This is a genomic window from Paenibacillus chibensis (assembly GCF_004001045.1).
In the GTDB taxonomy this organism is placed as follows: Bacteria; Bacillota; Bacilli; order Paenibacillales; family Paenibacillaceae; genus Paenibacillus_AQ; species Paenibacillus_AQ chibensis.
The window spans coordinates 88,706-106,775 of sequence record NZ_BIMK01000021.1; the positions used below are offsets into that span (position 1 = coordinate 88,706).

21 protein-coding genes and 2 pseudogenes are annotated in these 18,070 nt (G+C 55.0%); 4 read left to right on the forward strand and 19 right to left on the reverse strand.

Annotated features, from left to right (window positions below; translation table 11 throughout):
* Positions 1-91: 91 nt before the first annotated feature.
* The 15 genes and pseudogenes from PCH05_RS27930 to PCH05_RS17250 all read right to left on the reverse strand — a co-directional run bounded on the left by PCH05_RS27930 (position 92) and on the right by PCH05_RS17250 (position 11,891).
* On the reverse strand, positions 92-1,267 hold the full coding sequence (locus PCH05_RS27930) for a phage tail protein (protein WP_164766688.1): 1,176 nt from the start codon (positions 1,265-1,267) through the stop codon (positions 92-94).
* A gap of 2 nt (positions 1,268-1,269) precedes the next feature.
* Positions 1,270-1,836: a putative phage tail protein gene (locus PCH05_RS17190; RefSeq protein ID WP_246049683.1), complete on the reverse strand. Its 567-nt coding sequence runs from the start codon at positions 1,834-1,836 to the stop codon at positions 1,270-1,272.
* Positions 1,829-2,982, reverse strand: a pseudogene (locus PCH05_RS17195) (baseplate J/gp47 family protein). Before PCH05_RS17195 ends, PCH05_RS17190 begins: the two are co-directional and overlap by 8 nt.
* Positions 2,982-3,437 (reverse strand): DUF2634 domain-containing protein, encoded by a 456-nt coding sequence (locus PCH05_RS17200; RefSeq protein ID WP_127604093.1) that lies wholly within the window; start codon positions 3,435-3,437, stop codon positions 2,982-2,984. Before PCH05_RS17200 ends, PCH05_RS17195 begins: the two are co-directional and overlap by 1 nt.
* Positions 3,430-3,831, reverse strand: coding sequence for a hypothetical protein (locus PCH05_RS17205; protein WP_127604094.1), 402 nt, complete (start codon positions 3,829-3,831; stop codon positions 3,430-3,432). Before PCH05_RS17205 ends, PCH05_RS17200 begins: the two co-directional genes overlap by 8 nt.
* On the reverse strand, positions 3,824-4,801 hold the full coding sequence (locus PCH05_RS17210) for an XkdQ/YqbQ family protein (protein ID WP_127604095.1): 978 nt from the start codon (positions 4,799-4,801) through the stop codon (positions 3,824-3,826). The genes PCH05_RS17205 and PCH05_RS17210 overlap by 8 nt, the downstream gene beginning before the upstream one ends.
* The gene (locus PCH05_RS17215) at positions 4,798-5,451 is read right to left on the reverse strand and encodes a LysM peptidoglycan-binding domain-containing protein (RefSeq protein WP_127604096.1); all 654 of its coding nucleotides are present in this window, start codon (positions 5,449-5,451) and stop codon (positions 4,798-4,800) included. The genes PCH05_RS17210 and PCH05_RS17215 overlap by 4 nt, the downstream gene beginning before the upstream one ends.
* A gap of 58 nt (positions 5,452-5,509) precedes the next feature.
* Complete coding sequence (locus tag PCH05_RS17220; RefSeq protein ID WP_127604097.1) at positions 5,510-7,060, reverse strand: hypothetical protein; 1,551 nt, start codon at positions 7,058-7,060, stop codon at positions 5,510-5,512.
* Between the two features lie 24 nt (positions 7,061-7,084).
* Positions 7,085-7,216: a hypothetical protein gene (locus PCH05_RS27935; RefSeq protein ID WP_281278775.1), complete on the reverse strand. Its 132-nt coding sequence runs from the start codon at positions 7,214-7,216 to the stop codon at positions 7,085-7,087.
* A gap of 23 nt (positions 7,217-7,239) precedes the next feature.
* Positions 7,240-7,674 carry a phage tail assembly chaperone gene (locus tag PCH05_RS17225; protein ID WP_127604098.1) on the reverse strand — a complete coding sequence of 145 codons (435 nt, stop codon included), beginning with the start codon at positions 7,672-7,674 and terminating at the stop codon, positions 7,240-7,242.
* 42 nt (positions 7,675-7,716) lie between these two features.
* Positions 7,717-8,121 (reverse strand): annotated as a pseudogene (locus PCH05_RS17230) (phage tail tube protein); the annotation flags it as partial.
* A gap of 97 nt (positions 8,122-8,218) precedes the next feature.
* Positions 8,219-9,685: a phage tail sheath subtilisin-like domain-containing protein gene (locus PCH05_RS17235; RefSeq protein WP_127604100.1), complete on the reverse strand. Its 1,467-nt coding sequence runs from the start codon at positions 9,683-9,685 to the stop codon at positions 8,219-8,221.
* Positions 9,686-9,687: 2 nt separating this feature from the next.
* Positions 9,688-9,903 carry a YqzN/YkzM domain-containing protein gene (locus tag PCH05_RS17240; RefSeq protein WP_127604101.1) on the reverse strand — a complete coding sequence of 72 codons (216 nt, stop codon included), beginning with the start codon at positions 9,901-9,903 and terminating at the stop codon, positions 9,688-9,690.
* Positions 9,904-9,913: 10 nt separating this feature from the next.
* The gene (locus PCH05_RS17245) at positions 9,914-10,798 is read right to left on the reverse strand and encodes a hypothetical protein (protein ID WP_246049695.1); all 885 of its coding nucleotides are present in this window, start codon (positions 10,796-10,798) and stop codon (positions 9,914-9,916) included.
* A 307-nt stretch (positions 10,799-11,105) separates the two neighbouring features.
* Positions 11,106-11,891: a hypothetical protein gene (locus tag PCH05_RS17250; protein WP_127604102.1), complete on the reverse strand. Its 786-nt coding sequence runs from the start codon at positions 11,889-11,891 to the stop codon at positions 11,106-11,108.
* Between the two features lie 246 nt (positions 11,892-12,137).
* On the opposite strand from PCH05_RS17250, the gene PCH05_RS17255 reads away from it, so the two are divergent.
* Entirely contained in the window at positions 12,138-12,461 is a 324-nt protein-coding gene (locus PCH05_RS17255; RefSeq protein WP_127604103.1) for a hypothetical protein, read from the forward strand.
* On the opposite strand, the gene PCH05_RS27340 is transcribed toward PCH05_RS17255, so the two are convergent.
* From PCH05_RS27340 to PCH05_RS17265, 3 genes are all read right to left on the reverse strand, one after another.
* The gene (locus PCH05_RS27340) at positions 12,427-12,600 is read right to left on the reverse strand and encodes a hypothetical protein (protein WP_164766689.1); all 174 of its coding nucleotides are present in this window, start codon (positions 12,598-12,600) and stop codon (positions 12,427-12,429) included. The two genes, PCH05_RS17255 and PCH05_RS27340, sit on opposite strands and share 35 nt — an antisense overlap.
* Positions 12,601-12,603: 3 nt before the next feature.
* Entirely contained in the window at positions 12,604-12,978 is a 375-nt protein-coding gene (locus PCH05_RS17260) for a hypothetical protein (RefSeq protein WP_127604104.1), read from the reverse strand.
* A 242-nt stretch (positions 12,979-13,220) separates the two neighbouring features.
* Entirely contained in the window at positions 13,221-13,694 is a 474-nt protein-coding gene (locus PCH05_RS17265) for an ArpU family phage packaging/lysis transcriptional regulator (RefSeq protein WP_127604105.1), read from the reverse strand.
* A 257-nt stretch (positions 13,695-13,951) separates the two neighbouring features.
* Here PCH05_RS17265 and PCH05_RS17270 point away from each other — a divergent pair, with 257 nt between their 5' ends.
* The 3 genes from PCH05_RS17270 to PCH05_RS17280 all read left to right on the forward strand — a co-directional run bounded on the left by PCH05_RS17270 (position 13,952) and on the right by PCH05_RS17280 (position 16,822).
* A complete protein-coding gene (locus PCH05_RS17270; protein WP_127604106.1) occupies positions 13,952-14,398 on the forward strand; it encodes a transcriptional regulator in 447 nt (148 codons plus the stop codon).
* Between the two features lie 52 nt (positions 14,399-14,450).
* Positions 14,451-14,864: an ImmA/IrrE family metallo-endopeptidase gene (locus PCH05_RS17275; protein WP_174806274.1), complete on the forward strand. Its 414-nt coding sequence runs from the start codon at positions 14,451-14,453 to the stop codon at positions 14,862-14,864.
* Between the two features lie 146 nt (positions 14,865-15,010).
* Positions 15,011-16,822, forward strand: a complete 1,812-nt coding sequence (locus PCH05_RS17280; RefSeq protein WP_127604108.1) for a 5'-nucleotidase C-terminal domain-containing protein — start codon at positions 15,011-15,013, stop codon at positions 16,820-16,822.
* 83 nt (positions 16,823-16,905) lie between these two features.
* Here the strand turns inward: PCH05_RS17280 and PCH05_RS17285 are convergent, their stop codons facing one another.
* Positions 16,906-18,060 carry a transglutaminase domain-containing protein gene (locus tag PCH05_RS17285; RefSeq protein ID WP_127604109.1) on the reverse strand — a complete coding sequence of 385 codons (1,155 nt, stop codon included), beginning with the start codon at positions 18,058-18,060 and terminating at the stop codon, positions 16,906-16,908.
* Positions 18,061-18,070: the final 10 nt, after the last annotated feature.

Genomic DNA, 18,070 nt, shown 5'->3' on the forward strand with positions numbered 1-18,070 from the left:
CAGCACCATAACCTGATGTTCCGCCACCAACACCGCCAGATGGACTTATACCATTACCGCCATCGCCACCTTTGCCTCCCCAGCCAGAGCCCTAGCCACCTGTCCCACCGCCTGTTTCTCCCGAAACACTATCTCCGCCGCTACCACCATAGCCGCCCTTTGCTTCGATCGTTCCAAGCTTAGATGTTGCGCCAGACTCACCAGTTACTCCCCTTCCGAGAGAATAGCTGGTGGCGGGTTGTCCCGGTGCTCCGCCGCTACCACCTTTCCCAACAACAATATTAATTTGTTGACCGGGTGTCACCGTTTTTTTTGATATAACCCATCCACCGCCGCCACCGCCGCCACCACCGCCAGTTCCGCCTATATTACCACCATTACCGTAACCACCACCACCACCACCGCCACCGCCACCTATAGCAGTATAATTAATGATAGAGACTCCTATGGGCACAGTAAATGTATATGTTCCGGGAGTAGTATAGGTAATCTCTCCGTGAGGTGATTCAGTCACAGTACCTCCACCATAATATCCTGTCGGTATACTCGCACCGGGCTGAAGAGTAGGCGTTCCTCGATCAATGATTGTTCCTGTTATAATGCCGTTTTCTGTTCCAATTGTATATGGCGCTAATACTTGGGCAGCACCAGCCGTGCCATACTCACCTCCTTCACCCTGTAAAATAAAAGCCAAGATCCCGTCGTATGTGACAGTGTATACCCCATCCTTTTTAAAAGATGCTGCATTCCCGTTGGCTTTCTTTGCCGCTTTTGCACCCATTCCATTAGGATTAATAGTTGGATTAGCCCCACTGTCGACGTGAGCTTTAAACCTAAAAGTCATGCCAGCTACCAATGATGTGGGTACGGGATTTAATGTGACAGTGTAAGCCGTAGCCGTTCCTGCCGACACTGCAAATCCAGAATGCTTCACATAATCCGCCAAATGCGCATCTAACTCCGATTCCACCTCATTTGCTCTCAAGCTTGCAGCCGCTGCTGCATTCACCCCCTCACTTCCCCGCTCATACGCCGCCTTCACCGCCTTCTCTGTAGCCGCCACATCTTCCCTCGTACCATCCGTCGCACTCGACAGCTGCACGATCCCTTTTTGCGTCGTACTCGCTTCCGGCACCTGGATGTTCCCGACGGCCTCGTCGATCTTATCCCAGTTGTCATTCAGCATCGTCTTGATATTAAACGTCTCGTTTCCGTCCGTAGCCGGGTCTTTCTTAAGCAATCCCAGATTGGGTGTATTGCTCGCCATACTCATGCACCTCCTGCGAATTTGTTTATCTGTATTTGTTGCAGCTGATCCAGTTTGACCACCCCATGAAGATCGCGGATCAACAGATAGTTAAAGGCATATTTCACCGCCAAGTGGGCCGGTTTGATCTCTTCCAAAGCCGCTTTCAAATCCTCCAGGTTCGGCGGGATGCCGACCGTGTCGATGAACTTGACGGTGAAGCCCCACGCCTCGGGCTGAAAAGATACCTCGACCTTTCCGCCGTCATAGGCTTCGGCTACGTTTTTGACGAGCGCTCCAGAAAACTGGCCTGCTCCACGCAGCTTCGACTCCACCACGGCACGCCGCTGCTCCAGAGGTTTGGCTGGATCAGTCGGAATACCGAGCTCAAATTCCCAGCGGCCCAGCCCCCAAGTAGCGGTGCGGACATAGAACTGGGCAGCGGCCGCCTCCAGTGCTTGCTGCAACAGATCCATTTCGCTCCCTTTAGCGTCCATATCCGATTGCATGACCCGTGAGTTCTCATAATAGGCCGGCAGATAAGAAAACAGCTCGCGTCCCCGCAAGCTGCTCCATTCGCTCTTATTCACTGACGGTCACCGTCCCCAGTACCGCCACCTGGCCGGAGCCGATTTCGATATTTTGCTGCGACGCGTTTCCGTTGATAGTTAGCTCGGAATAGTCTACGATGATCGGAATATCCAGCAAAACGGCCGCAATCCGCGTATACCGAACGAGCGGGTCTTTCCGGTTAAAAGCAATCTGCTGCAGATAAGTCTGAGTCCCAACGGCAATAAGGTTCCGGATCTCTTCCAGCGTCGATGGCTTTTCCTGAGTCCGCTGAACTTTGACGGCGATATGAATCGCCACCTCTTCCGCAGGCATTGCAGTTACAACCGGCCCCGCCGGGCCAGCCCTTCGCCCTGCCCGTCCCGGGTCGGATCGATATGCTGCTGCACAGCTTCCACGATGTCCGCGCTGGCCGCGCGTTTATCCGTATCCAAAAGATACAGCCCCACCGTTCCCGGCCCCTGCCATAAAGGCACCACTTCCACGCCGCCAACGCCGGCGATTTCGTTGGCCCACAGCATATACTGCGCCTTGTTGCCGCTCGTGCCCTGGCTGCGGACCTTGGCATAAAATCGTTCCAGCAGCGACTGATCCGACTCGGTATCCGCTCCGCTCCGCGTCGGTTCCGGATTCGTGACGGATGCAATTCCGCTCACCGATGAAAACATGACCTGAATCACGCCGGCTGACACGTTCCCGTTCTTCCCCGCCGTTACCGCCCGGATGGCTGCCGATGCCGTACCGTTTTCATCCAGCAAGGCCGCTTGGGTCGTCACAAATTCCACCGCAAGCTCACCGGAGACGTCATCCGCCGGGGTGGCGACGAACGTCCCGGCAGGCACCTTCGTGCCCGGCTTTCCTTTAAAAAGCACATGTCCCGTGGAAGCCACGGCCTCCCTTCTCGTGATCCCGTGCTCCGCGGTACGCAGGTCGAGTTCAGCCGAGCGAAAACGGGCATCGTCGCTGGCAGCCGTGCTGGCAAAGCCCCTGCGCAGCAGCTCCTGCGCCCAAAGCGCCGCCTCGGACAGCATGAACGCTACCGGGGCCTGCGCGTCCCAAATAAAAGAGCCTTCCGATTTGTCAATATCCGAAGGCACTTTGTCCAGCATGCGGCTCAATATGTTTTCTTCCGTTTGTTCCTGCAAATATGGCGGCAAATCAGCCATTAGATCACCACGCTTTCGAGTGTTTCCGCTTCATCGCGGATATTGGTTATGCGGCAGCTGAAGCGGCAAGCTTCCCCTTCCCAGTCAAAAACAAACCGGTCCACGCTTTGCGTCCTGGCATCCGCCAACAGTGTTTCCGACACCATGCGCCTGATCTCGCTTTCCTGCAGCGCCCGGCTGCCGCTCCCGATGAGGTCCTCCAGCTCGCTGCCGTAATCGCGGGAGTAAGTAACATGGCGGTAACGCGGCGTGCGGATCGCTTTTTCGCACCAGAGGACCCAGGCCTCCTTTTCGTCGACCAGCGCCATTTTGCGTGTCGGCGACATCACGAACTCCCCCGCTTCGAAATCAAACCTCCAGCTTCTCCCGAATACGGCATGACCAATTTCCAATCCCTCCGGCTCCGTGACATCCGTCCAAGTGTCCTCCTCCGATACCGGAAATAAGTTAGCCATCTGCGTTCACCACCTTGCAAAGCACGACGGCATCATTACCGCCGTTAATCTGCATCGCGAGAACCCGATCCCCCGGAGATAGCGTAAGCTTCAGACTCACGTCTTTAATTTCGCTCTTGTCCACATAAAACGAGGTATCCATCTGCTTGTTCCCCCAGCTCGGCTGCTCGGCTTGAACGGCCGTCCCCAGCAGCATGCTTCGCGGCACCGAAAAGAATCCCGGCAGCTCAGCTACCATATAGTCCTGCAGCTCATGCTTGAAATCGTCCAGTTTCAGCCCGGTATCCGTGATAGTTCCGAGCACGGCCCCCACGCCGCCGATCGCCTGCTTCGCATGCTTGCCGACGGAGGAATACAGCGCGGAGGCAAGCTGCCCATACGGGTCCTTATTCAAGATAAAACCTCCTTTTCACGTCATCGTACGTGCCCAGCTCCAGCGACATGCTGCCCGGATTCCCCAATTCCCGGCTGACCGAAATGACCAGCAGCTTCATCGAGCCCAGCATGACGGCATCCCCGGCGCGTATGATGTTGATGTCCGGCGCATTGACGGTAATCGTCTCCGAAACGCCCCGCAACCTGCTGGTAGCCAGCGCCTTGGCCGCCGCATTCGAGCTGACTTCGTCATCCTGAATGATGGCCTGCAGCTGGCCGTATTGATCGATGTCTTTTTCCGCCATCGCCATCACCTTCGATGGGATTTCCTTCCCGGATTCGCTGGCCGTCGTCGCCAGCACCTTCACTTTGGTGGCGGCGCCTTCCAGCGTGCGCGACTGCGTCGTATCCGTCACGGTATCCAGGACGTACACGTCCGGGTTCGTTCCAAGCTCGTACAGCTCAAGACCCGATGACAGCATGCGGGGATGGTACAACTTTCCGCCCGCTTTGGCCGTAGCCCGGAGATCCGCGAACATGCTGGCATAAATAGACTGGGTCCGGTAGACCGAACGCCCCAGCTCTTTGCCGGTATCCGGCAGCTTGGCGATTCTCAGGTTCCAATCGGCCGCGTATTTCTTAAAGCGCTGGGTAGCCGTTTGTTTAGCAGGAAACAAATACTCCTCCTCGGATTTGTCCAGGTAAATCGTCCGGTCGTATACCGTAAGGGTCATCCGCTTGATCCCGTTATTCGAGCTCTCGGCCTCCCACACCACGCCCGGGTTCAAGAGCGTAACATACTCTTTTTTACCGTAAGGCACGCCGCTGATCCGGATCGCCATCCCCGGGCTGATCGCCGGCATATCCGGCGTCACGACGAGATTAATCGTCCCCTGATAGGCGACCTGCTCAAGTGAATCCCGGAGATTGATCGCTTCCACCAGCGGGGACAAGTCATATTGATCCTGCAAAATCACCTTATAGCTCATGGCAGCACCAGCTTCTGCCCCGGCTTCAGCGCATTCGGATTGCTGCCGATGACCTGTTTGTTCAACTGATAGATTCTTTGCCAATCTGAGCTGTTCCCCAGCTCCAGTTTGGCGATTTTGGAGAGTGAGTCACCAGGCTTGACGGTGTAGGTTTTGCCTTTTTCCTTCATGTCGAGGCGCGGAGTTTTATTGACCGCGGATGAAGCTTGACCGCTGCCGCTGCTGGCCACCTTTGTTGCCTTCATCTCCCTCCAGGTCCGGAGTGAGATATCGAAATACACATCCCCCGGCTCTCCGCCGCGAAACGTGGACTGATGCGAAGCAACGAACACCGGTACGTTTACCGCCGTCTCCGTGATGATAAAGCGCAGCGGCGTTGTAAGTGCCATAAACTCGTTCAGCTTATTCATGGCCGTCTGCGGATCCGGCAGATCCTGTTCGCTGCCCTGGCAGTAGGACGCATCAAATGCTTTTGGAAAAAAAGAAGCGAAGGATATTTCCTTCACTTTATCTCCCTGCGCAAAATCAAACTCGCCGTATGAAAGAATCGTAGTCGTGTCATAGCCCTTCTGCCGCGAGATCGTCACCTCTTCCGGGTTCACCGGGAAAGTGAACCGCTCCCCTTTGCCATTAACCAGCACAAATTCCATGCTTTCCGCTTCCTCCTTTCTGCTTTCTCCCAGAGCCGCATCAAATGAACCGTTAGGCTTATTGATAAGCTCTCGTCACCGGTTTTTGGTTTTGCGCGGCCCTTTGGAATTCAGCTCGGAGACGCTGCCCGATCTGCTGGATCAAGCCTTCGACGTCGACACGCTGTTCTTCATGGACGGTCACCTGCACGGCTCCCGGAGGCAGGTTGTAATTCGTCGCCGTTTCCGTCTTGAAATCCCTCATCTGACCCGATAAAGCCGTCATCTGCTCGGGACTGATCTGGACCAACTGCGGAATGGTTTTGCCGGTAGACGTTGTCGGAGCCGTTGCCGATTGAAAGCGGGGGCCGGTTAAGCCTGCCATCACAGCTGCTCTGGTTGTGACCGGAAGGGCGGGAGACGATCCGAAGGATCCGCGCGGACTGTTATATGCGGCCCCGAAAGTTCCATACGATCCGCTATACGTCGGCATACCGGTCATTTCATACGGTTTCTGGGAAATATCCTTTTTGGATTTGCCCTTCCCGAATGAAAAGGTTTTGGAGAACCATTTGTTAACCGATTTTACCGAATCCTTGACTTTAGGAGCCACATCGGAAATCCATCCTCCGACCTTCCCCCCCACAAAGTCGCCCGCCATGCCGCCGATCGCTGCACCTGCAAAGGTGCCGATCCCCGGAAGCAACGCAGATCCGAGAATACCACCGATTGCAGATCCCACGCCTCCTCCGGCAGCCGAACCGGCCGCATCAGCACGCTCCTTGCCGGGTTTGGCAGACACAATGGATGCGATATCCGCTCCAATGCCAAGGGGTGCAAAAACCCTTTTAGCTCCGCTTTTGAACAGCCTGCCTGCCAGGCTGCCAAAACCGCTTTTACCAACGCCCTCAACGGCGGTGCTTACGAAAGAAGCAGCTTTGGAAGCCATGCCGCTTCCCCCTTTGAACAGCTCCTTTCCCAGTTCGCCGAATCCTTGAAATCCTCCAATGAGATTCTCTCCGGACGATCCGAAGGTCTTTACCAAATCTCCCATGGCATTCGCGGTTTTCCAAAGTCTTTTCCCCCTGGAAAACCGCCCCTCCTTAATGCGCTGCTTTCTGGTTTTGGTAATGGGCTCATCTTTCTTGGGCGCGGCAGGTTTATCCGCTTCTCCTTTTTTGTCATCCGGCTTCTTGCCCTTCCAAGCATCGCCAACTGCTTTGAACTTCCCGGGTAAATCCGTTACGTCCTTTACGCCATCGCCAATTTGCTTGGTAGCGGAAAAGAAATCTTTCGCCTTATCCCAAAAAGATTTCGGCTTTTCCGTTTGCTGCGCACCGCCGCCGCTTTTCAGGCTGCCCGTTTCCACCTTTACTTTCATCGAGATATTCCCCGACGCATCAATCATCTGCGTCTTCACCCGGTGGATCTTCCCGAGGATCCGGTCCAGCCCCGCCGAAGCCCGGTCCTTCAGCACGATCTCCGGCGCCATGCGGGTTCTGCCGATGCGCAGCACGCGGCCTTGAATGCGCTCGAAATAGCGCTCCATGGCGCGCAGCTCGCGGTTTGCCTTGATGACGTTTTTCGGTTCGAGGACCAGGTTCATGCGGTAATTCAACGTTTCAGCCATATGTTGTTCACCTCCTCGTCGGGTTTATTTGAATTGCGCTGCCAGGCGGTCCAGCTCCTCCTCCGCAAAAGCCAGCAGAAGCAGGCGCTCGCCACGCGGCAGCCGCCAGAAATCTCCGGGACGAAGGTGATGCCGCACCCACAGATGGTACAGCATCGTCGTCATTCCCCCGGAGACAATCAGTTTTTTAGGTCATCAATGTCGACGCCGAAGCCGGACAGCTCCAGTACCTTGTCCCCGACGGCATCCAGTTCGCCGGCCAGCAGCATGCGGCGCACCGCCTGCTCCCCGCCGGACAGCTTCATGCGGCTCGTAATCCGCGGATCACCCCAGCCCTGCAGGGCCAGGCCCTTCACGTCCAGCTTTCCTGTCGCCTCCGCGATCAGCAAAGCGTTAAACGTCTCGCTGTCCACCTTCTCTTCCACCGAACCTTTGACGGTGCGGCGAACCATGCAGCGCTCGCGGATGCTGTCCACCTTGCTGGAGGTCAGTCCGTGCAGCACGATGTTCATGTCCAGCCGCTGGATACGGACGGTCGCTTCCGGCAGCTTCTCCGCAGCCTCGAACAGGCTGTCCAAAATTTGCTCCTCCGTCATTTGCTCATGCAAGCTCATAGCTCATTCTCCTTCTGCCTGAATTTAAAAATCATCAAACTCTTAATTGCCGACGATCGGGTCCACCAGCTCGTAGCCCTCGAACGTAAACGTCGTTTCCTCCTGCACCTCTTCGCCTGCCGTCCAGTTGGCGAGCTGGATTTTGTCCGGCATGCAGTTGATCAGGCGCACGCGTTCGTGGCCGAAGGATTCCGGATCGTCGAGCTTGGAAATGATATCAAACTTGGTAAATCCGCGCTGAATCATGTCCGAAGTCACCTTGTACCCGCTCATCGTGCCGCTTCCCTTTTTGGCGCCGTTCTTATGCACCTTCCAGTCCCGGCCGACCAGGTTCAGCTCTTTCTTTTCGATTTCCACGCTCGCCTCCAGCTTGTTAATATGCGTCTGCCACACCCCATCGATATAGGCTTGGCCGTACGTCCCCATAATGACTCTCGAAGCATCTAACTTTTGTCCTCCTTATGATTTAAAAGTTAATCCAATAAGACTTTCAATCGCTGAATTGTTCAGCAGATTACTCACGGAATGAAGAGCCAGCGCGGAATTACTGCACGTAAAAGGTTCCGAACAGCTGCTCCATCACGTCGGTCAGCTTCACGTTCCACTGCAGAAACACCTGATCCGGCTCCGGTTTGTTCACGGCGCTGTCGCCGTAATACGCAGGGTCGAGAATGACATCGTAGCCGTTCGGCTCGATGACACTGCTCAGGGACAGCTGGGCCAAATATTCCTTCACGGCGCCGATCAGCGCCAAGCGGCCTTCTTCCGTGTTGTTCACCCTGCCGATGTACGTCCCTTCGGCGGCGCGCTGCAGGTCGGCATGGATCGCATCCATGACGCGGATGGAACGGATCTTCTTCCAGGCGTTGTTTTGGCCTTCTGCTGGCGTAACCAAGCTGTTGATGCCGCGCAGCGCTTTGACCTGACGGCCGTCGAAAAAGAGGAGGAATACGCCGTTCTTCACCGCTTCCTCCTGCTCGGAGCGCGTCCAGCGGCGCGTCACGTCTTCAAACGGCGTCACGGCGTACGTCGCCGACTGGTTCAGGCGCTGACCGGCAATCAGGCCCGCCACGTAGGCTGCGGTCTGGGCGGAGCTGTAATCCGTGCCGGCAAGGCGTACGCCCGTACCCACGTTGACGATGCCTTCGTGGTTCAGCGCAAGTGAGCGGGCTGAAGCCAGCTTGACGGCTTCCTTCGATACATCGTCGGAAGCCGAGCCGCCGAAGACTGCCATAACCCCTCTGCCCTCGGCGCGAAGGCGTTTCACCCAGGCCGCGAAGCTTTGCAGCAAAGCGGCATCGGCCGCATAGTCGAGCGCGAGCACGTCAAAGCTTTGCTCTTCGGCAGCTTCCTGCATCGCGATGTAATCCGCGTTCGTCAGCTTGCCGCTGCCGCTCGCGCCGCCGGTGAACGCCGCACCGCTGATATCGGCAGGAATGCCGCCTTCGCCAAGCAGCTTGGCTTCGATCCAGGCGCTGCCGCCGTCCCGGTTGATCTGTTCCGCCAAGGCGGCTGCCGTTCCGTCCGGGCTCTTGTAGGTGCCGAGCAGCTTGGCGCCTTCATACAGGCGGAGCTCCTTCGCACCCGGTTCTCCCAGGGAAGGCTGCACCGTGATGCTAAAGCCGTTGCCGCGGCTTCCCGGATATTTGGCCGTAAGCTGCAAAACGGCCGCCGGGGAAGCATCCGTGCTCTGAAGCGTAACGCTTGCCGCTGCCGCCGTATTATCGGCCAAACGGTAGGCAAGCAGCTTTTTCGGGCTGCCCAGCAGCGCTAGATACAGCGACGGGTACGCAGTCGCGCCGTCCAGCGTATCTGCGGAGAATACCTTCGCAATCGCTGCTTCGCTGCCGATTTCCACAAACTCGCGCACAGGGCCCCAGTTAGCCTTGACCGGCACCAGTACCGTGCCGCGGGATCCGCCCTGGATCGCCGAAGCGGCTGCTGCTTTGAAATTTATATACAATCCCGGCAACACCGGTTGATTCGTGTTCTCCCATGTTCCGCCTGCCATAATTAATCCACCTTCGCTTTCATGAATTGTTCGATTTTTGCTCTCGCTTCCGTTACCGAGAAGCGCTCGTCCTCCGCCTGGAAGAAGGCGCCTGCCATCACTTCGGCTTTAACGCCGAAGAGTTCTTGAGCATGCCCCTTCAACTCCGCTAACGCGTACCGAGGTTCATGTCCGACGCTTGCAGCCGCCTCGTTATTGCTAGTTTTTTTCACTGCCATATCCGGCACCTCATTTCAAAATAGGATGAATATCCACGCTGCGGATCAACGCCGCCTCTTCTGCCGGCCGCACCCGCCGCTGCACCAGCGTCAATTGAATCTGACCGTCCAGGAAGCCATCCGCCTGCAGATCCGACGACACCTCGGACACCGACATATGCTTTCGGGCGTCCGTATCCATCGGCAGCTGAACCTTGGACCCGAGCATCTCCACCAAGGCTGCGGCTGTCCGCTGCTCGCTGACCGCATTCCTCCCGATCACGTGGCCCACGAAACGCCTGCGAATTTCATAGAGCGATGCTCCCGCCATCTTCGTTTCGGATCCCGCCATTCGCCACAATACCGACGTATCGGCCGGACCGGACGGCCATGCCGTAGGGTAGACTGACCAGGCATCGCCAAGCTGCCCGCGGGTCCAGCTTAATAAGGCGTTCAGCCAATCGTCTGTAATTGTGGCGGCTGCGTCCCCATCCATTTCCGCTTCCGGAATGTACATGCCAAAACGCAATGTGCGATAGACTTGTCCGGATGCAGCTTCGACTCTATCGCCTTCACGGGACCCGAGATAATACAGCCTGAACGGCCGCTCGTTGCCGCTGGCGATCCGCCGCCGGTGCAGACCTTCAGCCAAGTCCGCTGACCATGCATCCGCCTGATCCATTCCAGCCGAGCCGGCATAGAGCTTCAGCCGGATCACCTGGCGGTAACCCGCCCAGGAAGATTTCCAGAGCTCCTCACCAAAAGAGATCACGCCAAAAGGCTCCAGAGCTCCATCAGCCGGCGGCTGCACATCGTACAGCTTGTCCTTCAGAAGCGGAACCATGCCCGCGATCGCCTGCTTCAGCGCCGCCCTCATCGGGCCGTCATCCGATCCACTACTGGGACTGGAAGCCATTTTTCTTGAATCGGGTAACCCATTTGGTTATCCATTCGGCTCCTCCTTTCTAAACTTAGTCCTTACCAGAAATGAATCCCCGGACAAACGCTGCAACAAAAAACCGGCCCGATGGGGCCGGCTTGCATCAGACTGCTGTGGTCTTCAGGTTGTCCGCTTGTTTTCATTTCCGATGATACTATCTTACAGCCCTGAACCGGATGCGCTGACGGTGAAAGGGATGAATTGCAGCGTCATCTCGGATGAAAAATGTACGAATGTATGTTCGTGTTTTTACCAAAATAAAAAGCGCATTATGCAGCGCTTTTCAATACTCTTTAATGAAACGCTTCTGATCCATATCCAGCCGGTAGACATCCCGAGGGGTTTCTTTCGGTTCACCGCCCGGTCCAACGGCCTGATAGACGACCAAGCGCTGCTGTTCATTCGTTGGCAAAGGCTCCGTTGAGGAAAATACCAGCGTATGATGAATCTGCCCTTGATCTTCAAAAGTCAGAGCAAAGGCCTCCCCGCTGGCTTGATCCACGCCGAATGCGTAGCTCTCCGTCCCGTGAGCTCCTTGATATTGCGGGGTCAGGAAATACACATCCGCCTCCGGAAAGCTCACTTTTCTGAATGTCAGCAAGCGGTCATCCGGCTGTATGTAGATCAAATCAGGCAGCCGCAGCAGCAGTTGGTCCCGGTTCCCCTGACGATAGATGATCGAATAATCGCTCTGAAAGGTCTGATCCCCTTCCTGTCCATAGGTACTCGATACCGCCAAATGTCCCCGTTCCTCCCGGGCACCCGATATCATCAGCAGGGTACCGGATTCGGTCTTCGTCTCTGCCCGAATCTCCGGTTTATCATGAATAGAATCAATCGTAACCGAACCCGAAAGAGCCGTTGCCGGGAAAAGGCTCGTGATGTTCCCCTCAGCATTCGCATCGACGCTGGAAGTTGGAGTGCTCCCTTCCTGGCCTTGCGCCGAAGCATCCGAAGCATCTGACGTTTGCGCCGTCCCGGAATCATCAACCGGGCTTTTGGCATGACTGCTGCAGCCCATCACAAGGCATAAGCTTATGATGGATGCGATCATTAACCCTGTTCTCATGTTCACCCTCCCCTTTGGTAAGTCCCTTCCTCTCATAGAGCGTGATCCTGCTCGATCCCTTCCATTCCATCGCTGCTATATAAACCTTAGTCGAAAATCCGACCAAATATCGAAGAAAACCATCCCTTCACAAGAACGCATGTTTGCTATAATTTTCAAAAGAAAGCCCAAGCACCTTCTGAACTTCTCTCCGGAAGGTTCACGCACTATATCATAAAGGGGTTGTTCCATCTGACGACGAACGATATGAAACCAATCACGCCTGCCTGCTTCAACAAGCTATTAAACGAGCTTCCCGAGATCATCCGGCATGCGGCTGCAGCTCTCTTGGAGTCGGACGCGCGATCCCGTTTCTTTGGAAAGCTTTCCAAGACGAACGGCCGGTTCCAGCTATATTTGATCGAGCGCAATGACATCGAGGCTTACACCGTATGCCACTGCTTTTCCACAGACAAGCTTGAACGGGATTACGCTTATGAAAGCATGCCCCTCGAAGGGGTCGAGACCTTCTTCAATATGGCAGGAGGCATCGACTTCACTTCTCGTCCTGGTCGTTATGAAGGCCCTTGACGCGCGCATATTCTTCTTCAATGGTCCGGGACAAAAGCTCCGTGGCGGTCATGTTTAATTTTTTCGCGGCTTCAGCCAGCTGTGCCTTAATGTAGGCAGGAACATCGTAATGGAATTTCACTTTATTACCGTAAGCCATGCTTTAAGCCTCCTCTCCAAAGACGCTTTGGTACTTCTTCTCGATCAGGCGAATCAGCAGCTGCGTCGCGGACATGTCCTGCAGCTCGGCTGCTTCGATCAATTTCTCCTTGATGTCGGGCTGAAACTCGTAAGGCAGCTTCAGCTTGGGCTCGCTTAAATGGCCGCTCATGTTGTTCTCCACCTCAAGCGCATGCTGAACCAGCTGCTCCAGAGTGTCGGTCGCGTGCGGCTCTCGTCCGTATTTCACCAGCACGCGTCGTAAATAAGCCCGTAATGAAACTTGATCTTCCTCTGCGATATCGATGTGCATTTTGCCGTCTGGAAATGCCAGTTGGCAGTCGACGGAATAACCGAATAAATTCAGGGTGTATCTCATGTCACGCCTCCTCTCCTTTGAAGCTCATTATAGTATGTTCGGTAACAGCACGCAATATATCAAAAACCTCGCCCGCCCTTCCACCTACACCTTACATCAGCCCATGACTGCGATCCGGCTCATTTCCCCAAGCCAGGCTCGGTTACCAGCCGTTTATCATCGCTTTTCCAATACAAAAAAGGCGACCTGTCGCCGGTTGAAACCATCCGGCAGCAGACCGCCCTTCCCAAAGCATGAACCTCTTACCGATTTTCCTTCGGCGTCTTCTGCAGCTCTTCCAGCCGGAGAAGTCCCCGATCCGCAAAGGCAAGCGCGATTTTATAAAACGCCTTGGCCCGGATTTTCGTGTACGTGTCTTTGCTGACCGGCGGATCGAGAAGATGATTGTAGACTTTGTAGTCGAATACTTCGTCCTGCTTCATGTAGCGCTCGCGAATAATGGTCTGTTCCCGCTCGCCCAGCCGCTCCACGATCGACTCGATCATTTCGCAGTAGGCTTTCCGTGCTGCAGGCACGTCCACATTATAAACAGCTACTTTGGCTGTCTGATCCGAAATCACGTTCGTCGAGCCCGAGAAGGTCTCCCCGTATGAGGCCGTCATGCCGGCTTCCCTTGCCTCAAAGGTGATGGTTTTATAGATTCGGTATTTTTCAAGCAAAGCCTCGACAGCGGTTTGGGTTTTACGGCGATCCAGCTCCGGCAATCCTTGTACCATGAATATGCACTCCTTCATAAAAAAGTTTGAAATACCTCTTTCGTGTTCGCATTTTTGTTCGTATAATGAGGATAACATACCACTTTTTGGTTAATGAAGTAAAACAGCAAATTCGATCCTTATTCGAGGATAAAGATCATAATTCCCATCATTTATTGCCTTTTGGTATATTAATCGCATCTTTTCTTTACCTTTTGGCAATATCGGGGTATAGTAACTTATAAAGATGGAATCATGCATTGAAGGAGTGGTTGTAGGTGGTCAATGAATTCGGAAGCACGCTGAAACGCCTGCGCGAGCAAAAAGGGTATACCATCAATCAGTTAGCGGAAGCGGCAGGCATCAGCAATTCGCAAATATCCCGCATGGAGAATGGCCTCCGCGGCATCCCCAAAGCCCCGACGATCCGCAAGCTGGCGGATGCACTGGAAGCTCCTTATGGCGAGCTGATGGGCGCGGCCGGTTATCTCGAGGACAGAGACGGTATAAACCAAGCTGAGACAACCCCGGAATGGGCAACTTCCAAGGACAAGCGGGATTTTAAAAAAATGCTGGAGGAAGACGGCGAGCTGATGTTTGACGGCATCCCGTTGGACCAGGAGGATAAGCAGCGGATCAAGGATGTGCTGACCGGGCTGTTCTGGGAAGCAAAGCATATGAATAAAAGGAAGAAAAACAATCACGGAAATCCGGATGGGCCATAACCCGCCCCACGCTGCCGACTTACGGCCACAACCGATAAAGCAGGTGAACACTGTGGATGACATCATTCGAAAGCTAACCCGCAAACACAAGACCCGCTGTCCCTTCGAGCTTGCAAGCGCACTGGGCATCCATATCCGTTACGCCGATCTGGGCAAGTCCACCAAAGGGCTGTATTACCGCAAGCTGCGCAGGCGTTTTATCGTCATACATAACGAGCTCTCTCCCGAATGGCAGCGCTTCGTCTGCGCGCATGAGCTTGGCCACGATCGGCTGCACAAGGGCATCAACCGTTTTTTCCTGGAAGAGCACTCCTATTTTGCACCCGGCAAGCTCGAGCGGCAGGCGAATCGGTTCGCGATTCTTCTGCTGACGGCAGGCACTACGATCGAGCAGGAAGAGACTATTCAGGACTACTGCAGACGAAGCGGCATTCCGCAGGAGATGCACACTTTTTTTCAACCATAGGACAATAAATGATTCGTAAGTCTTATTACACCTTTCCGATAGTCTATTAGAATATAGGGTGTATGGAATTTGCTGGTTTCGATGAACCGGGCTCATTTCATGCGGCAGCACAAATATCTGTTTACTATGGGAGGTCATGAAGCTACATGGTCAAAAGTAAATGGTTCACTTCCCTTCTGCTGAGCACGGGACTGCTGATCGGATCGATCGGAACAGCCGCAGCGGCAGAAGGAACCACGGGTACATCGGCTTCAGCCGCGCCAAGCGGCAAGCACATTACCATTCTCCACACGAACGACATGCATGCGCGTGCGGTCGCTTCCTCACCGGAGATGGGATTCGCCAAAGTCAAAGGAATTTTCAATCAATACCGCAGCCAAAATCCGGACACGCTCACGCTTGATGCCGGCGATGCCGTACACGGCACGCCGTTTGCCACGTTGGTTCGCGGCGAAAGCGTCGTGAAGGTCATGAATGAGATGGGCTATGACGCGATGGTGCCCGGCAACCATGAATTCAACTACGGCTGGAACCGTTTGGTCGAGCTGTCGCAAATACTGAAATTTCCGATGCTCAGCTCCAATGTGAAGAAATCCGACGGAACGGATCTGTTTAAACCTTATACCATTAAAGAAGTGGACGGCGTAAAAATCGGCGTCATCGGCTTCAGCACACCGGAAACCTCTTACAAAACGAGTCCGAAAAACGTGGAGGGCCTTACGTTTGCCGACCCTGCCGTGGAAGCCAAAAAAATCGTGGACGAGCTGAAGGGCAAGGCCGACGTCATCGTCGCCGTAGGCCATTTGGGCGAGGACAAATCCAGCATCGATACCAGCTTGAAGCTGGTCAAAGAGGTGCCCGGCATCGACGTCTTCATCGACGGCCACAGTCATACCGTGCTCGAGCATGGCCTGAATGCCGATAACAACACGCTGATTGCCAGCGCAGGCGAATACACCAAATATGTCGGTGTCGTGGATCTGTGGGTGGACGGCGGCAAAGTCGTGAAGAAAGAAGCGAAGCTGGTCGACGAGAAAGCAGCAGCCGACATCAAGCCGGATGAAAAGGTAGCCTCCCTCGTCGCTTCCATCCAAAAGGAGCAAGAGCCGATCCTGAAGGAAAAAGTCGGCGAAACGCCGGTCAAGCTCGAAGGCTCCCGTGAACTGGCGCGCACGAGTGAAACCAATCTCGGCGATCTGTTGGCCGATGCGATGCGCGACGTGAGCCAGTCCGATATCGCGATGACGAACGGCGGCGGTATCCGCGCTTCCATCGAAGCCGGAACGATCACCAAAGGCGACATCGTGACCGTATTGCCGTTCGGCAACCAGATCGTACAACTGAAAGTTACCGGCGAGGACATCGTGGCGGCTCTGGAGAACGGCGTTTCCGACTATCCGGAATCCAAAGGCGGCTTCCCGCAGGTATCGGGCGTCAGCTTCAAGATCGACAAGTCCAAGCCGAAAGGCAGCCGCGTGCATTCCGTCATGGTTGGCGGCAAAGCACTGGATCCGAAAGCCACCTATACCCTGGCTACCAACGACTTTATGTCCATTGGCGGCGACCAATACACCATGTTCAGCAAGTATTCGCAAGCTGGCATGTACGGCGCACTGGATGAAGCCCTGATCTCTTACATTCAAAAGGGCGGCAAAGTGCCGGCCGAGCCGCAAGGGCGTATCACCGAAGGCGCAGAACCTGTAGTTCAGCCTGAGCCAAGCAAACCGGAAGCACCGGCTCCAGCTCCTGAACCTGAGAAGCCTGTGGTGAAGCCGCAGCCTGAACCGGCCAAACCGGTACCGGCTCCGGCCGGCAACGTATATGTCGTGAAAAAAGGCGACTCGCTCTACTCCATCTCCTTGAAATACGGAACGACGTGGAGAGAGCTGCAAAAGCTGAATCACATCAAAAATGCCAGCCTGATCTATCCGGGTCAGACCATCAAACTGCCGGCATAAGAAGTCCGAATATGTAAAAAGGAGCTGTAACCAGCACGCCAACTCCGGCATGCGGTACAGCTCCTTTATTTTTCTGCATTGTCTTACGAAAGAACCCCGTCGCGAATATGCGTTGCCGCAAAATTCGGCGGATCGAACCAGTTGCCGCTTTGAGCCCAGGTCGGATCCAGCGGAATCCACTTTTTCTTCTCGCTCAGATATACTTCGTTCCAGGCATGCGGCCCATAGCCGCCTTGTCCGTTGTATCCCTGCCCGGTAACCACGCGGACCTGAAGTCCTTGGGACCGGGCCATCACCGCATACAGGCGGGCATAATCGATGCAAACCCCTTTTCTCGTATCAAACGTATCCTGCGGGTTTTGCTCATGCCAGATGCCCTTCTGCTCATAATCATCGACCTTGCCGTAGTCATACTGCACTCTCGAGCCGACCCAGTCGTACAGTCGCCGGGCCTTGTCCTCATCGGTCTTCGCCCCTTTGACGATATCCGCGGCAGCCGCATCGATATCATCCGGTATGGCATGGTCGATCACTTCGTATTTGCGCTGCATAATGCCGCTGAGCTCTTTTTCCACCGCCTTGGTAAACACCGGCAGCTTGTCCTTCACCAAATGACCGGATAACGGTTCAATGACCCGCTGCGCGCCTTCCTGGTAGATCGGAGAGGCCTTCACGTAACGGGTAAAGGCGGTGTTCGGATAGAGCGACGCATAGATGAACAACAGCGCGACCACCACGATGCATCTGCCGGCTCCGATCAGCAGACCGATAACCGCGCCCGACAAGCGGCTGAATATCGACGAAGACTGCCGCGTTCCCGGCGCGAACAGAGCGCTCTTTCCTCCAAATACAAGCACCGTAAGCCAGCGCATCAGCAGCCTGATGATGCTGTAGCTGAGAATGAACAGCACCGCGAACCGCAGCAGCGGGAAATCCGCCATCGAAGACATGAATGTATAGTAAATCTGCTCCCAGGTTTTCAAGGAACGGCTTGGCATCGCGCTTGTGTAATCCGTCAGCCACGTCTGTACCCGGGGAGAAATCCACAGGGTAAACGGCACTGACAGTACCAAAGCCACCAAAATAAAAACTCCCTCCCTCAACAGGGAGAGGAGTCTTCCGGCCGATCGCGACGCCCCGCGGCGCCAGCCCTGAAATAGGGAGACGAGCAGGATCAGCAGCAGAAAAATGGAAATCACATTAAACTCTTGCAGACTCTTCACCCACGATTGCAGCATCAGATGACCT

Coding starts and splice junctions, on each gene's coding strand:
- PCH05_RS17285 (WP_127604109.1), bottom strand. CDS start 18,060: ATGCTGCAATCGTGGGTGAAGAGTCTGCAAGAGTTTAATGTGATTTCC.
- PCH05_RS27930 (WP_164766688.1), bottom strand. CDS start 1,267: ATGGCGAGCAATACACCCAATCTGGGATTGCTTAAGAAAGACCCGGCT.
- PCH05_RS17250 (WP_127604102.1), bottom strand. CDS start 11,891: ATGAGAACAGGGTTAATGATCGCATCCATCATAAGCTTATGCCTTGTG.
- PCH05_RS17220 (WP_127604097.1), bottom strand. CDS start 7,060: ATGGCTGAAACGTTGAATTACCGCATGAACCTGGTCCTCGAACCGAAA.
- PCH05_RS17255 (WP_127604103.1), top strand. CDS start 12,138: ATGAAACCAATCACGCCTGCCTGCTTCAACAAGCTATTAAACGAGCTT.
- PCH05_RS17200 (WP_127604093.1), bottom strand. CDS start 3,437: ATGGCTAACTTATTTCCGGTATCGGAGGAGGACACTTGGACGGATGTC.
- PCH05_RS17265 (WP_127604105.1), bottom strand. CDS start 13,694: ATGGTACAAGGATTGCCGGAGCTGGATCGCCGTAAAACCCAAACCGCT.
- PCH05_RS17235 (WP_127604100.1), bottom strand. CDS start 9,685: ATGGCAGGCGGAACATGGGAGAACACGAATCAACCGGTGTTGCCGGGA.
- PCH05_RS17215 (WP_127604096.1), bottom strand. CDS start 5,451: ATGGAATTTGTGCTGGTTAATGGCAAAGGGGAGCGGTTCACTTTCCCG.
- PCH05_RS27935 (WP_281278775.1), bottom strand. CDS start 7,216: ATGCTGTACCATCTGTGGGTGCGGCATCACCTTCGTCCCGGAGATTTC.
- PCH05_RS17240 (WP_127604101.1), bottom strand. CDS start 9,903: ATGGCAGTGAAAAAAACTAGCAATAACGAGGCGGCTGCAAGCGTCGGA.
- PCH05_RS17280 (WP_127604108.1), top strand. CDS start 15,011: ATGGTCAAAAGTAAATGGTTCACTTCCCTTCTGCTGAGCACGGGACTG.
- PCH05_RS17225 (WP_127604098.1), bottom strand. CDS start 7,674: ATGAGCTTGCATGAGCAAATGACGGAGGAGCAAATTTTGGACAGCCTG.
- PCH05_RS17260 (WP_127604104.1), bottom strand. CDS start 12,978: ATGAGATACACCCTGAATTTATTCGGTTATTCCGTCGACTGCCAACTG.
- PCH05_RS17210 (WP_127604095.1), bottom strand. CDS start 4,801: ATGAGCTATAAGGTGATTTTGCAGGATCAATATGACTTGTCCCCGCTG.
- PCH05_RS27340 (WP_164766689.1), bottom strand. CDS start 12,600: ATGGCTTACGGTAATAAAGTGAAATTCCATTACGATGTTCCTGCCTAC.
- PCH05_RS17245 (WP_246049695.1), bottom strand. CDS start 10,798: ATGGCTTCCAGTCCCAGTAGTGGATCGGATGACGGCCCGATGAGGGCG.